This window comes from Prosthecobacter sp., assembly GCF_044378005.1.
Classification (GTDB): Bacteria; Verrucomicrobiota; Verrucomicrobiia; order Verrucomicrobiales; family Verrucomicrobiaceae; genus Prosthecobacter.
The window spans coordinates 1-12,260 of record NZ_JBILYB010000072.1 but is presented as its reverse complement, the minus strand read 5'-3'; the positions used below and the strand labels follow the sequence as shown (position 1 = coordinate 12,260).

The following is a 12,260-nucleotide window of genomic DNA, read 5'->3' as shown; positions in this document are numbered from 1 at the left end:
AAGCGGGCAGGCTTCGCGTAGCCTGCCCGTCTTATGACCACGCCAACCTGTCGCTGGGGAATCCTGGGTGCCGCTTTCATCGCCCGCAAAAACTGGCAGGCCATCCGCGATGCCGGAAACGCCACCCTCATCGCCGTCGCCAGTCGTGATCTCGCCAAAGCGCAGGCCTTCATCACAGACTGCCAGTCCTCCGCTCCGCACCCCGTTTTGCCTGAGGCCATGGGCAGCTACGAAGCCCTGCTCACCCGTCCCGACATCGACGCCGTGTATATCCCGCTGCCTACTGGTTTGAGGAAGGAGTGGGTCATCCGTGCTGCCCAGGCAGGGAAGCATGTGCTCGTCGAGAAACCCGTCGGCGTTCATGCCGCTGATGTCGCCGAGATCATTGCCGTTTGTGAAAAACACCGCGTGCAGTTCATGGACGGCGTCATGTTCATGCACGGGCAGCGCCTCAAAAGGCTGCGCGAAGTCGTGGATGACGACGTCGGCCAGATCCGCCACATCGCCACGCAGTTCAGCTTCATGGGCGATGCCGAGTTCGAGCGCACGAACATCCGCGCCCATGGCAAACTGGAGCCGCTCGGCTGCCTCGGCGACCTCGGCTGGTACTGCCTGCGCTTCACCCTCTGGGCCATGAACTACGCCACGCCCATCCACGTCACTGGTCGCATCCATGCCGAAGCCCAGGCCGGGGATGGAGTCCCGCCCGTGCCGCTCGCCTTCTCCGGCGCGCTCACCTTTGCTGATGGCACCAGCGCCTCCTTCTACTGCTCCTTCAATGCCGCGAATGCCCAGTGGGCCATCGTCAGCGGAGACAAAGCCCTGCTCCAGGTCTCCGACTTCGTCCTGCCCTTCTCCGCAGCACACACGCAGTTCAGTCTCACGCGCAGCCAGTTCGTGCTCGACCGCTGCCGCGCTGACATGCAAGGAGGGCACCACATCGAAGCCCTCGACGAACCCAGCAGCAACGCCCCCGGTTCCCAGGAGGCCGGCCTCTTCCACACCTTCTCCAAACTCGTGCTCAGTGGCCAACTCGACCCGCATTGGCCCGAGATCAGTCTGCAAACTCAGCGCGTGCTCGATGCCTGTCTGGCCTCCGCAAGAAACGGCTCTGCCGAGACTCAAGTCTGACCCTCAGCGCACTTCAAAAGCGCGCTTCGTGATGACGGTCTTTGAGCCGGGCAGCTCCGAGACATCCACCTCGAAAGGCTTTGTCAGGTTGTTTCCTGCGAGGTCTTCGAGATTCGGGTCGGCCCGAAGCTCATAGCTGCCTGCGGTCCACGACTGGGCAGGAATGGCACGCCAGTTCAGGCCATCGACCTCGATCTCGACCGGCACAGATTCAGCACCGCGATGCACCGAAAGAGCGCTCGCAAGCATCGCCGGGTCGAGAGATTCATCGAAGCGCACGGCCAAGGGCTCCCGGGTGCCAGACTTCGGAGCCATGATCTGCCATTTCGCCATCACCGGCATCTCGTGGTCTGCCGGACCGACTTGGAAATCAAAACGCACCTCTTTGCCCAACGCGACTCCACTCGTGCTGCGCCACGAACCGGCAATGACGAGCGTGTGCTTCATGTTCTCTCGGAGTACGGGGCCTTCCTCCTCATTCAGATTCACCCCAGCCTTCTGGCGACCTGGATGAAACCAAACCGTCAGCCGCTTCCCATCCGGTGACCACAGCTCCGTCTCGCGAAACGGGCCAATGACTTCTTTGCCAGCTGCCTCCAGAAGGCGTAGCCGATCCAGAAAGACGCCCTGTTCCATCGGTTGGGAGAAGTGGAGGTAGAACTTCAGGGCGTTGGCAGGGAGCGTGGCTTGTGGTTCGAAAAGAACCGTGGGTGCTTTTTGGTGACTCAGGCGGAACTCGAACTCGATCTTTTGCGGGCTTTTATCTTGAGCGAGCCAAGTCGCGCAATAGCGCTGACCTCGAGCCAGTGGAGCAGTAGGCACAAACTTCACCCGATCTCCCATGCTTTCGACTCGGCCCATGATCTGAAGAACTCGTTTCCCAGCGAGAGCAGAGACGGTCAGCTCTGGCTCGATGGCGGCACGGGTGATCAAAACCAAACTCGAACCATCAGGAGCCAGGTCAAAGGTGACGGAGGAAGCTGGCCCGCCATTGAATTGCTTTGAATCGAACAGCTTTGGAAAAAGAAAGAAGCAAGCCCACAGTACCAGCGGCCAAAGCAGGAACGCCCGAAGGTATGCATTCTTGTAAGACATGCCTATGGCAGCTCAATGACTTCCAGCGAGAGTTTGCCATCCGTATCACGCAGCACGACGGCGCTTTCGTTGTCGATCTTGTCCACCTGCACGGCACCGAAAAGAGCATCCACGATCTCGATACCTTCGGGGCCGGTCTTGGCTTTCACGTCGCGCCAGGTGGCCTTCTCGTTGGCTTTGTCTTCGGCTCCGTTGATGTAGTCCATGCTGACGCGGGCTCCCCAGAACTTGCTCGAGCCAAAGGAGTCAGCTTTGAAGCGCTGTGTGTGGACGACGACCCATTCCTTGCCGCTTTTGTCGGTGTAGTCGAAGAGATCGAGCGGACGATTGCCGCTACCGAGTTCCACCATGCTCACGCCCTTCACCTTCGCGCCGCTCTCGATGTCATCGACGCGGAACTTTGCCACTGGTGTGCAGGCAAAGGCACCCACGACATAGTCCGCGCCGTCCTTGGCATGATACGGGATGAAGCTCTGGATTGGAGCCTTTGTCTCCCATTTGCGATGCGCGACATGATACGTCTCGGCGCTGATCACTCCCGCCGTGCTGCCATGCTTGATCGGCACTGGAATCGTAAAAATGCGGCTGGCGAATTCTTCGTTGCAGGTGCCGGTGGCAAAGACGCGCTCACCATCGAAAGCCACGTCGGTGATGTTCGTCACCTTGCTCGCCGTGCCGCCGGGCAGCGTCACGCTGGCCCAGCTCAGTTTGTCGGCATCAAAGGGGGCCACCTTGCCCGCCGCATCGACGGTGAGGATGAGCGAGGCGTTGTCTGGCCGACGCATCACCGCGAGGTAAACCGTGCCTGTGGCTGGATTCACGGTCATGTCTTTGATCGTGATGTTCTCCGCCGTGGTGCCGAGCCCTCCCGCGATGGTCGCGGCGAGGTCAGCCACCTTGCCAGGCTTTGCCTTGGCTCCGGCCTCCTTCGTTTCGATGGCGATGACGCTTTGCGAGGTCGGATCGGCGACGAGCAGCAGCCCGTCTTTGCCAAAGCTGATCGAGCTGATGCTCTTCAGCTTCAAACCGCCGCTTTGAGGGGAGTCGAGCAACGCAGCGGACAGCGGAAGCGCGAAGGCGAATGAGAGAAGGATGGCTGGTGTTTTCATAGCGGGCGGGTTTTACCAAACGCGCCGCGCCGTGACCAGCTATCCTTTTACCTCATGGCGCTGGCGCGGTGGGAAGCGTGCCGGAGAATAGCGATGTCGTGCCTTGAACGATGCTGATGGACTGGCCTGCGGTGGCGAAGTTCAGGGGCAGTTCACCGACGCCTGGGCTGAGTTTGAAAATGAGTGTGGCGCTGGCACCGGAGACGGTGATCGTGCCGCGCTGGATGTCCCCGACGAGAACCTCGTAGCTGCCTGCGGGGAGGTCTTCGGTCTCGATCTGGAGCTTGTCGGGATTGCCAGCGGCGAACTCGATGGCTGCATGGGCTGCGGCTCCCGCGGGGGTGCTGCCGCTGGTGCTTAGATTCACGCTGACGGTTCCTGTGCCGCCAGGGGCGGTGGTGCCTGGGGCGGCTGGCATGGTGCCGGTGAAGTAATCCATGCCGTCCCGGCGGAGTGCCACGGTTTGTTCGGCCACGTCAAAGTCGAGCAGCACGGCATCGCCGGAAAAGGGCGGCGTTTTAAAGATCTTGTCCCCGCTGGTGTGGCCGCCGTTGCCGGAGACCTGGAGGGTGCCGCGTGAAATGCCGCCGACAAACAATTCGTAAATGGCGTTGGGCAGGTCATCGACTTCCACTTTGAACTTCGCGGTGCCGGTGGCCAGACGCTGATACTTCGCGACAGTATGGCTGTCGACGGGTGAAACTGGCTGGCGGGTCAGTTCGAGTTCGATCACGCCTTCATCGTTTTCACCGACATGATTGGTTTCGTCGATGTCGCCGGTGCCGTCGTTGTCATCGTCGTCGTCGTAGCGGTCTTCGGCTCCGTCGCCGTCGTCGTCGTGCTCTTCGGGGTCGTCGTTGGCTTTGCCGTCGCCGTCGGTGTCCAGTTCGGCTGCATCGCCGTTGGCTTTGCCGTCGCCGTCGATGTCGTCATCGGTGCCGTCGAGTTTGTTGTCGCCGTCGATGTCTTGCTCGGTGGCGTCGTCATCGTCTTTGCCGTCACCGTCGATGTCGTCTTCCATCTCGGAGTCGTCTTCTTTGCCATCGCCGTCGATGTCGCGCTCGGCGGCGGCATCGTCCTTGCGGTTGTCGCCGTCGATGTCGTCTTCGAGGTCGGAGTCATCGAGCTTGCCGTCGCCATCGGTGTCGGTTTCGGCCAGCGAGTCATCGGCGAGTCCGTCGTCGTCGATGTCATCCTCGGCGGGGTTTTCGTTCTCGATGTGATCGCCGATGTACTGCCCGGAGTAGGGGCCGGTTTTGGCAATGCCGCCGTCGATGTTTTTGTCGAGCGCGTTGGGGATGCCGTCGTTGTCCACGTCGGGATCGACGATGTTGGGCACGCCATCGCCATCGAGGTCGGGGGCATCGCCGACAGCACGGAGATCGGTGGACCAGAAGAGCAGCGCCAGCGCAGCCAGGGCGTGCATCCACCTTGCGGTGAGTATGGATGGGTAAGTTTTCATGGGAGTGAAGAAGGTTGCGCTCGGATTCACTAAACGGTCCGGGCGGAGTTGGGGCAATGCGATTAGCGTAACGGTGTGGTTAGGAATGGGTCAGTGGACGACGCGGAGGCGGACGAAACGGCGCAGTCCGGGAGCGATGGGGAAGGTGTCGCGGATGGTCACATAGCGGGTGCCGGGCGTGGCGGAGTCGCCGTCCCAGTAGCCGGGGCCGGTGAAGGGTGAGCCCAGTGTGCTGGTGGCGAGCGTGCTCCAGTCGTTCGGCATCAGCGTGGCGGAGACTTCGACGATGAGGGTGATGTCGTTGCGCGCAGGATCGCGCAGCACGTCGAGCGTCAGGCGATCTCCATCCGGGTAGGTGAAAAGGAAGCCCTGGGGCGATGACGAGGCATCTGGAAATGCGGGCAAGGTGCCGAGCGCGTATTCGAGGAGATTGGCCAGGCCATCGTGATCGAAGTCGTCATCGTCGAGCGCGTTGGGATCGCCGAGGTAGGTCTGTTTCCAGGCATTGATGGCCGTGCCTGTGGTGATCGTGACGCGGAAAGCCACGCCGCCGCCGGTTTCGCCACTGCCGGGGAGCACGCCGTAGATGTCACCCCCCACCGTCGTGGCCACACCGCCGGTGAAGGCGAGGCCTGCGCCGTCATTCGCCGTCGCAGAGCCGGGAGAGACACCCGCCGCGCCGGTGAAGGAGACGAGGTTTTCCAGCCCGCCAACCGTGGTGTAGCGGAAGAGCGTGCCCAGATCATCCGCGCCGCCGGCTTGAGTCAGGCCGTAGATCGCGCCGTCCGCCGCCACATGCAGCTCGCCGCCGGGTAGGCGACCTGGAATCGCCCCCGCCGTGCCGGTGAACTCACCCACGATGCTCCACGTCGCCGTCGTGGGCACGAAGCGGATCAGCGTGCCTGCATTCGCCGTGCCGCCGAGGCTCGTGGTGCCGTAAAGCGCGCCATCGCCGCCCATCACCAGCCCGCCTTGAGGGGAACGAGCGCCCGTGGTGCCGAAGTGGACCATCACGGAGTAGGCTCCAGCGGCGGTGAGTTTAAAAAGCGCGCCTGTGTTCGAACTACCGCCTTCCTCGGTCAGGCCGTAGAAATGGCCATCGCCGGCTAGCACCAGCGGGCCTCGTGGTTTGCTGCCGGGGGCGAGTCCGGCGGTGCCGGTGAAGGAGGTCACGCGGGTGCGCACGCCAGCCGTCGTCACTTTAAAAATGGCACCTCGGCTGGAAGCGCCGCCTTCACGACCGAGACCGTAATACAAACCGTCCGCACCTAGCACGAGCGGCCCTTTCGCCAGCGAGCCCGCCGTGGTCGTGTGGGCGACAAGCAGCAAGGCCACGCCCGTGCTTTCCGTGAAGCGATAGCTGGTGCCGCGCGACGAAGCGCCGCCTTTGGCCGCGAGACCGTAGAAGACGCCACCGCCCGCACTTTTCAGCGCTCCGTCCGGTACAGTTCCGAGCGTGCCGCCGAGAGCCGAGGCCACGGAAACCGTGCCCGCCGTATCCATCGACATCACATTCCCGCCGCCGCCCGTGCCGCCAGCGGCCATGGGAAAGTAGAGCGTGTTGCCGGACACCACCGGAGCGCCGGAGGGCATCCAGCCCATGGGCAGCGAGAGCGCCGTCAGCGTGGTGAAGGTGCCAGTCGATGCCACTTTAAAAGCAGTGCCGTAGTTCCCCGCCGCGCCTGCACTGGTCACGGAGTAAAACAAGCCGTCCAGCCCCGCCGCGAAGCCTCCGCGCGGCGAGGCACCTGGAGTCGCGCCAGTCTCGCCGGTGAAGTTCGTCAGCACCGTGTGCGTGCCGGTCGTCGTGATTTTGTAGCTCGTGCCCCAGCCGCTCGTGCCGCCACTGGAAGTCGTGCCGTAGAGCTGTCCATCCGAACCCACGATCAGCGGCCCGGCTGGTTGCGAGCCCGTGGGATCGGCGAAGTGGCGCAGTACGGTGTAAACAGGCGTGACTGCCGTGGTGATCTTGAAGAGCGTGCCGAAGTCGTTCGTGCCGCCGAACTCCGTCGTGCCGTAGAGCGCTCCATCGGAGTGCATCAGCATCGTGCCTGCTGGATTCGCGCCCGGCTTGAGGCCAGCGGTGCCGGTGAACTCACCCAGCGTCCGCCAGACTCCAGCGGTGCTGATTTCAAAAACGAGCCCCAGGCCCGCCGTGCCGCCATATTTCGTCACGCCGTAAAGCAGGCTGCCCGATACCGCCAGCGGCCCCAGCGGTTCACTGCCGGGATTGGCACCCGTCGTGCCCGTGAGATCAGCCAGAGTCGTCAGCACGCCTGCCGGGGTCATTTGAAAGATGGTGCCCGATGCGCCTGAGCCTCCGCCCTGGGTCACGCCGTAAAAATGGCCGTCGGCGTGAAGCATCAGCCCATGCGGCACCGACCCGCGAGCCGCACCCGCCGTGCCCGTGAAATCGACCAGCTTCGTGAACACCCCGGCGGGGGTTATTTTAAAGACCACGCCGAAGTTCCCGGTGCCGCCGCTGGAGGTCGTGCCGTAGAGCGCACCGTCTGCGCCCTCCACCAGACCGGCGGCTGGAGCCTGGCCATCTGGGCCACTGAAGGCGAAAAGCGTGCTGAGAGTGCCTGCCGGGGTGATTTTGAAAACAGAACCCTTCCCGCCCGCGCCACCCGCCGAGGCCACGCCGAAGAAATCGCCGCCCGAATGCTGGACCAGCGGCGCGACGACCTGGGTGCCGGGTTTTTCAAAGCTGGCCAGGACCTCGTAATTCACCGCCGCATGCAGTCCCGGCAGCATCAGGGCAGCACAAAAGACCACGGCCAAGCGCCGCAAAGCTGACGTGGACGTGGGGGGATCTTTCCAGCGCTCTTGGGAAGATCTGAGTGACACGCGGCCATTCTACGCGCGGGTAAACAGCACCGCCAAGCCCGATCCGTAACCGTTCAGTTACCAAACGATCATTGTTTGAATGCGAGTTAAGCGCCTTATTAGCCGGTAGAACATGTCACCTCCCCGCAATGGCTCGCTGATCGCGAACGCCCTGCTCGTCGCCATCGGCGCCGCAGCTGGCGCGGGGATGACCTACCTGCTCGTCCCGCACGGCGGCAGCAGCGACACCGTTTCCGGCCCTCGCGGGCTGGAGAAAGATGAGTCGTCGGTCCGCGCTCCGGCGCTCGGAGAGCTGGCTGGCGGCTCATCGCACTCTTTCAATGCGCTGACCGAGCTGATGGAGTTCAAAGACCCCGAGGAGCGCTCTCGTGCCCTGCGCGAAGCCGGTGCCGATGCCGCCCGCCGCGACTCCGCCAGTGCACTCGCCATGGCGGAGCAGTTCCGCTCAGATCAGGACAAGCTCGACTTCATGCGCGGCATCTACGGCGTCTGGGGCGGCAATGACCCACGGGCCGCGCTCGACCATGCGAACAGCAATTTCACTGCCGGGCTTCTGCGTTCCGAGACCATCGGCATCGCCATGAACAAATGGGGCTCCCGTGATCCTCGCGGTGCCTGGCTCTGGGCTGAGCAGCACCTCTCAGGCCCGCTGAAGGATCAGGCGCTCACGGATCTCGTCATCGGCTGGACTCGCCAGGCTCCCACCATCGCCGCGAAGTGGCTGGAAGGCACCCGCTACTACTCGCAGCCCCTTTTTGCCGCCATCGGCAGCACCTGGGCAGAGCAGGACCCGCTCGGCGCCGCCAACTGGGCCGCCGGTTTGAAGAACGCCGATGCCCGCCGCACCACCGAGACCGTGATCGCCCAGACCTGGGCCGAACGCACCCCGATGGAGGCCGCCAAGCACTTCGAGCCCCTGCTCACCGGCGATAACGGCGTCAATCTCGCCACCGTCCTGGCCGATATTTGGGGCACCTCCGACCCCGCCGCTGCTGCCACCTGGATCAGCCAGCTCTCCAACAGTGCCGCCCGGCTCGAGGCCGCCGCCACGCTCGCCACCGTCTGGTCCGCCAGCGACATCAACGCCGCCGTCGCCTGGAGCCGCACCCTCACCGACCCGCAGATCCGTCGTCAGGTCATCGCCCAAATCGGCACCACCTGGGGAGCCATCGAGCCCGACAGCGCCCTCAACTGGCTGAATAGCCTACCTGCCAGCGATGCCTCTGGCGGAGTCGTCGGAGCCTACAACTCCTGGGCTGCCACCGACGCCGTCGGCCTGGGCGAATGGATCGCCACCAACCCGCCCTCCGCCGCCATGGACACCGCCCGCCTCAGTCTGGCCGACGTGATTTCCGATCAAGACATGGCCGGAGCCATGGACCTCGCCTTTGGCATCTCCACCCCCGCCGGTCGCGACGACGCCATCTCCCGCTACTACCACCACTGGCGAAAAGTCGATGAAGCCAGCGCCCAAGACTGGCTCGCCCAAGCCCTGCCCAGCCTCCCTGTCTCCACCCAAACGAGACTCCGCCAGGAGCAGGATCGACCCATTGTGGCGAGGTAGTTGGTTGAAATTCAGCGTATTGTGATAAATTCGGAGTGTCTGACGCACTGCATGCGCCGTGAGGCGCACTGAAAGTTCGGTGTGGTCCAATGCTTGCGCCGTGCGGTGCAGTAAAGCTCCGGTGAGGTACAATCATTGTACCGTGCGGCAGAATGGTACCCGCGTGTGGTCCTATGGCCTCCGCGCCCCTCAAACCACCGGCAGCGTCAGCGCGAATTCGTTCCATTCGCCATCGGACCTGACGAGCGTGAGATCGCCGCCGTGGGAGCGGGCGAGAGCGAGGGCGATGTTCAGGCCGAGACCATGGCCGCTTTGATTTTCACCCACCTTGGAACCGCGACGGAAGCGCTCGAAGATGCCTTCACGGTCTTCCTCAGGCAAGGCGGGGCCGGTGTTGGCGACAGAGAAGCGGGCTTGATTCCCATCACGCTTCACCGTGAGCCGGACGCGACCTCCATCCGGGGTGTATTTGGCAGCGTTCTCGACGAGGTTTTGCACGATGATCGCCAGATGGCGGCGGTCGGCACAGACGGTGATGCCGGTTTCGATCTCGCTCTCCACTTCGAGCCGCCCGTAAGTGAGCGTCTCCAAGTCATCGAGCGCTGAAGCAGCGAGATCGGCGAGGTCAAAGGGCTGGCTCTCCAGACTGAGGCGACGCGCGTCCGTGCGCGCAAGCAGGAGAAGATCCTGAATGAGTCCCGTGAGCCGACGTACCTGCCGCAGCAGTGTTTCCACCTCCGTCTTGCCATCGCCATCCAGATGCCCGCCATCACGCAGGGACTCCAATCCGGCGCGCAGCACTGCCACGGGTGTTTTGAGCTGATGCGAGGCATCAGCAGAGAAGCGCGTCGCGGCCTCATACGAGGCATTCAGCCGCGCGAAGGCATCATTCAAAACCACGGTCAGTCGCGCGATCTCGTCATCTGCCTCCGGCATGGGCAGTCGCTCGGCGAGATTCTCCACCGAGATGCTCTCCGCCGCTGCTGACAGCGCCGCCACAGGAGCCACGGCTTTTTTCCCCAGCCACAGCCCGCCGGCAAAAACCATGAGCCCAACCAACGGTAGTGTCGTCAGCAGGCCGATGGCCACGTCTTGGAGGAAGTCCTCCACAGGCTCGAGACTCACGGCGACGTGGATGGTGTAGTTCGGCTCGCGAAAACTGCCCGCACGGCAAGCCTGCCCGGCGATCTGGATGGTGCGAAAGCCGAGCGCGCCTTCGATGCTCAGGCCACGCAGATTCGCCGAATGATACACGGTCTGCCCCTCCGGTCCCTGGATCATGAGGAAGTGCTCGCGCATGTCCACGGGCACAAATTTCATGCTCAGCGCGTGGCGCGGATTCACCGGTGCACCACGAAAGTTTTGCAGGTCGCGCACCAACTCGGAGGAGCTTTCGCGCAGGCTGTCATCCACCTCATGGATCTGGCGGAAGTAGATGAAGGTCATCAGCGCCACGGCACCGACCACGAGTGTCAGCATCGTGAGCGCTGCTGAGTAAACGCCGACCTTGATCTTGAGTGGCCAGCGTTTCATCCCGGTTTGATCATTTGGTAGCCGACTCCACGCACCGTCTGAATGAGGGCGGGCCGGCCTTCGATCTCCAGCTTCTTGCGCAGGCGCATGATGAAGATCTCTACGGTGCGCGTGTCATACTGATGCTCGCGCTGCCAGATGCGCTCGCAGATTTCATCGCGCGTGAAAACACGGCCCGGCTCGCGCATGAAGATTTGCAGCACCTCAAACTCACGCGGGGAAAGCTCGATCTTCTCGCCATGGCGGGTGACGATGCGATGCGGCACATTCATGACGACATCGTCAACTTCCAGCACATCCGATTCTTTGAGCGCACCACGACGACCGAGCACACTCACGCGCGCCACCAGCTCGTCCATCGAAAAAGGCTTCGCCAGATAGTCATCGGCACCTGATGTGAGACCCTTCACACGGCTCTCTACATCACCACGAGCCGTAAGGATGATGACGCGTGAGTCGATGTGCTGCTTCCGCAGTCGCGCGAGCACCGAGAAGCCATCGAGGGAGGGTAGATTTAAATCCAGCACGATGAGATCAGGCTTCGTATCGAGCGCGGCGTTGAGACCTTCCAGTCCGTCTTGCTTCACCGCCGTCGTGTGACCCTGGCGTGTCAAAGCCCCCGCGATGTGGCGGGCGAGATCGGGTTCATCTTCAATAACAAGAATGCGCATGGGACGATGGAAAGGTGGAGCACGGCAGGAATGCCGCAAACACTCAACATAAGGGAGCCACCTTTCGACAAGAACTGGCAAACCGTAGCAGAATGGTTGGAATCCACATCGGATCACATTAGCACGCAAAAAATGACCCTTAAACATGATCATTTGGCAATGAATGGATGAATGCGTTGCACAGGTGTCTTATGCTCTCATCCTTCGTGGTTCGCATCTCATGCATCTATCGCTTCGCTTCATCTCCGCACTGCTACTGCTGGCTTATGCCTGCACTGGCACATCGCTGATGCCTGCAGTGATGACGATGCTCGCCGAGCTGGAAGGTAGTCACGAGAGCCGCGTGCATCTCGGTGAAACCGGCGCGCAGGTTGTGCTGCACCACAGGCAGAGTGAGTTCACACCCGCCGTGAATGATCATCGCCGTGGTCTCGCTCGCGTGCTGGTCAGCTTCTGTCAGTCAGACCGCGATGGTGACCACCAGATGACGACGGCTCAGTTTGCTGGCAATGCCGGTGTCGAGCGTGTTGAGATCTCGAAAGCACGCTCAGCCGATGATTTGTTCAATGCTCAGGCCACGCAAGTATGGCAGCACTTGCTGCAAATGCTGCGGCCGCGTGTGACACTCGATGATGTGCTTGCACCACGGGTTTCGATTTCCCACCAGCCCCCCTCGCTTCTGACTACGATTCAGCTTCTGATCTGAGGTAAAGCCGGGGCATGCGCGTGTCAGCAAGACTCGCTTCTTCCATGCCCCTGACTCCTGCGAATGTCTGGCACTTCGTGCCCCGACCGGATGTCCACGATCTCCGGCAACACGCCAGACAAAGAACCCTTCACCCATG

9 protein-coding genes are annotated in these 12,260 nt (G+C 62.5%); 3 read left to right on the top strand and 6 right to left on the bottom strand.

The window, feature by feature from the left end; all coding sequences use genetic code 11:
* Positions 1-33: 33 nt before the first annotated feature.
* Positions 34-1,131: a Gfo/Idh/MocA family protein gene (locus AC6FTP_RS14695; RefSeq protein ID WP_497207674.1), complete on the top strand. Its 1,098-nt coding sequence runs from the start codon at positions 34-36 to the stop codon at positions 1,129-1,131.
* A 3-nt stretch (positions 1,132-1,134) separates the two neighbouring features.
* On the opposite strand, the gene AC6FTP_RS14690 is transcribed toward AC6FTP_RS14695, so the two are convergent.
* The 4 genes from AC6FTP_RS14690 to AC6FTP_RS14675 form a co-directional block, all read right to left on the bottom strand.
* A complete protein-coding gene (locus AC6FTP_RS14690) occupies positions 1,135-1,992 on the bottom strand; it encodes an Ig-like domain-containing domain (RefSeq protein ID WP_497207673.1) in 858 nt (285 codons plus the stop codon).
* Positions 1,993-2,228: 236 nt separating this feature from the next.
* Entirely contained in the window at positions 2,229-3,335 is a 1,107-nt protein-coding gene (locus tag AC6FTP_RS14685) for a hypothetical protein (RefSeq protein WP_497207672.1), read from the bottom strand.
* Positions 3,336-3,387: 52 nt separating this feature from the next.
* On the bottom strand, positions 3,388-4,797 hold the full coding sequence (locus AC6FTP_RS14680; RefSeq protein WP_497207671.1) for a hypothetical protein: 1,410 nt from the start codon (positions 4,795-4,797) through the stop codon (positions 3,388-3,390).
* A 90-nt stretch (positions 4,798-4,887) separates the two neighbouring features.
* A complete protein-coding gene (locus tag AC6FTP_RS14675) occupies positions 4,888-7,554 on the bottom strand; it encodes a choice-of-anchor tandem repeat GloVer-containing protein (protein ID WP_497207670.1) in 2,667 nt (888 codons plus the stop codon).
* A gap of 205 nt (positions 7,555-7,759) precedes the next feature.
* On the opposite strand from AC6FTP_RS14675, the gene AC6FTP_RS14670 reads away from it, so the two are divergent.
* Positions 7,760-9,211, top strand: a complete 1,452-nt coding sequence (locus AC6FTP_RS14670) for a hypothetical protein (protein WP_497207669.1) — start codon at positions 7,760-7,762, stop codon at positions 9,209-9,211.
* A gap of 189 nt (positions 9,212-9,400) precedes the next feature.
* On the opposite strand, the gene AC6FTP_RS14665 is transcribed toward AC6FTP_RS14670, so the two are convergent.
* On the bottom strand, positions 9,401-10,744 hold the full coding sequence (locus AC6FTP_RS14665) for a sensor histidine kinase (protein ID WP_497207668.1): 1,344 nt from the start codon (positions 10,742-10,744) through the stop codon (positions 9,401-9,403).
* On the bottom strand, positions 10,741-11,415 hold the full coding sequence (locus tag AC6FTP_RS14660) for a response regulator transcription factor (protein WP_497207667.1): 675 nt from the start codon (positions 11,413-11,415) through the stop codon (positions 10,741-10,743). Before AC6FTP_RS14660 ends, AC6FTP_RS14665 begins: the two co-directional genes overlap by 4 nt.
* Before the next feature lie 220 nt (positions 11,416-11,635).
* Here AC6FTP_RS14660 and AC6FTP_RS14655 point away from each other — a divergent pair, with 220 nt between their 5' ends.
* Positions 11,636-12,121, top strand: coding sequence for a hypothetical protein (locus AC6FTP_RS14655; protein WP_497207666.1), 486 nt, complete (start codon positions 11,636-11,638; stop codon positions 12,119-12,121).
* Positions 12,122-12,260: the final 139 nt, after the last annotated feature.

What these genes read in the sequence shown, in the direction of transcription:
- AC6FTP_RS14660 (WP_497207667.1), bottom strand. Translation starts at nt 11,415, where the DNA reads ATGCGCATTCTTGTTATTGAAGATGAACCCGATCTCGCCCGCCACATC.
- AC6FTP_RS14655 (WP_497207666.1), top strand. Translation starts at nt 11,636, where the DNA reads ATGCATCTATCGCTTCGCTTCATCTCCGCACTGCTACTGCTGGCTTAT.
- AC6FTP_RS14690 (WP_497207673.1), bottom strand. Translation starts at nt 1,992, where the DNA reads ATGGGCCGAGTCGAAAGCATGGGAGATCGGGTGAAGTTTGTGCCTACT.
- AC6FTP_RS14685 (WP_497207672.1), bottom strand. Translation starts at nt 3,335, where the DNA reads ATGAAAACACCAGCCATCCTTCTCTCATTCGCCTTCGCGCTTCCGCTG.
- AC6FTP_RS14675 (WP_497207670.1), bottom strand. Translation starts at nt 7,554, where the DNA reads ATGCTGCCGGGACTGCATGCGGCGGTGAATTACGAGGTCCTGGCCAGC.
- AC6FTP_RS14670 (WP_497207669.1), top strand. Translation starts at nt 7,760, where the DNA reads ATGTCACCTCCCCGCAATGGCTCGCTGATCGCGAACGCCCTGCTCGTC.
- AC6FTP_RS14680 (WP_497207671.1), bottom strand. Translation starts at nt 4,797, where the DNA reads ATGAAAACTTACCCATCCATACTCACCGCAAGGTGGATGCACGCCCTG.
- AC6FTP_RS14665 (WP_497207668.1), bottom strand. Translation starts at nt 10,744, where the DNA reads ATGAAACGCTGGCCACTCAAGATCAAGGTCGGCGTTTACTCAGCAGCG.
- AC6FTP_RS14695 (WP_497207674.1), top strand. Translation starts at nt 34, where the DNA reads ATGACCACGCCAACCTGTCGCTGGGGAATCCTGGGTGCCGCTTTCATC.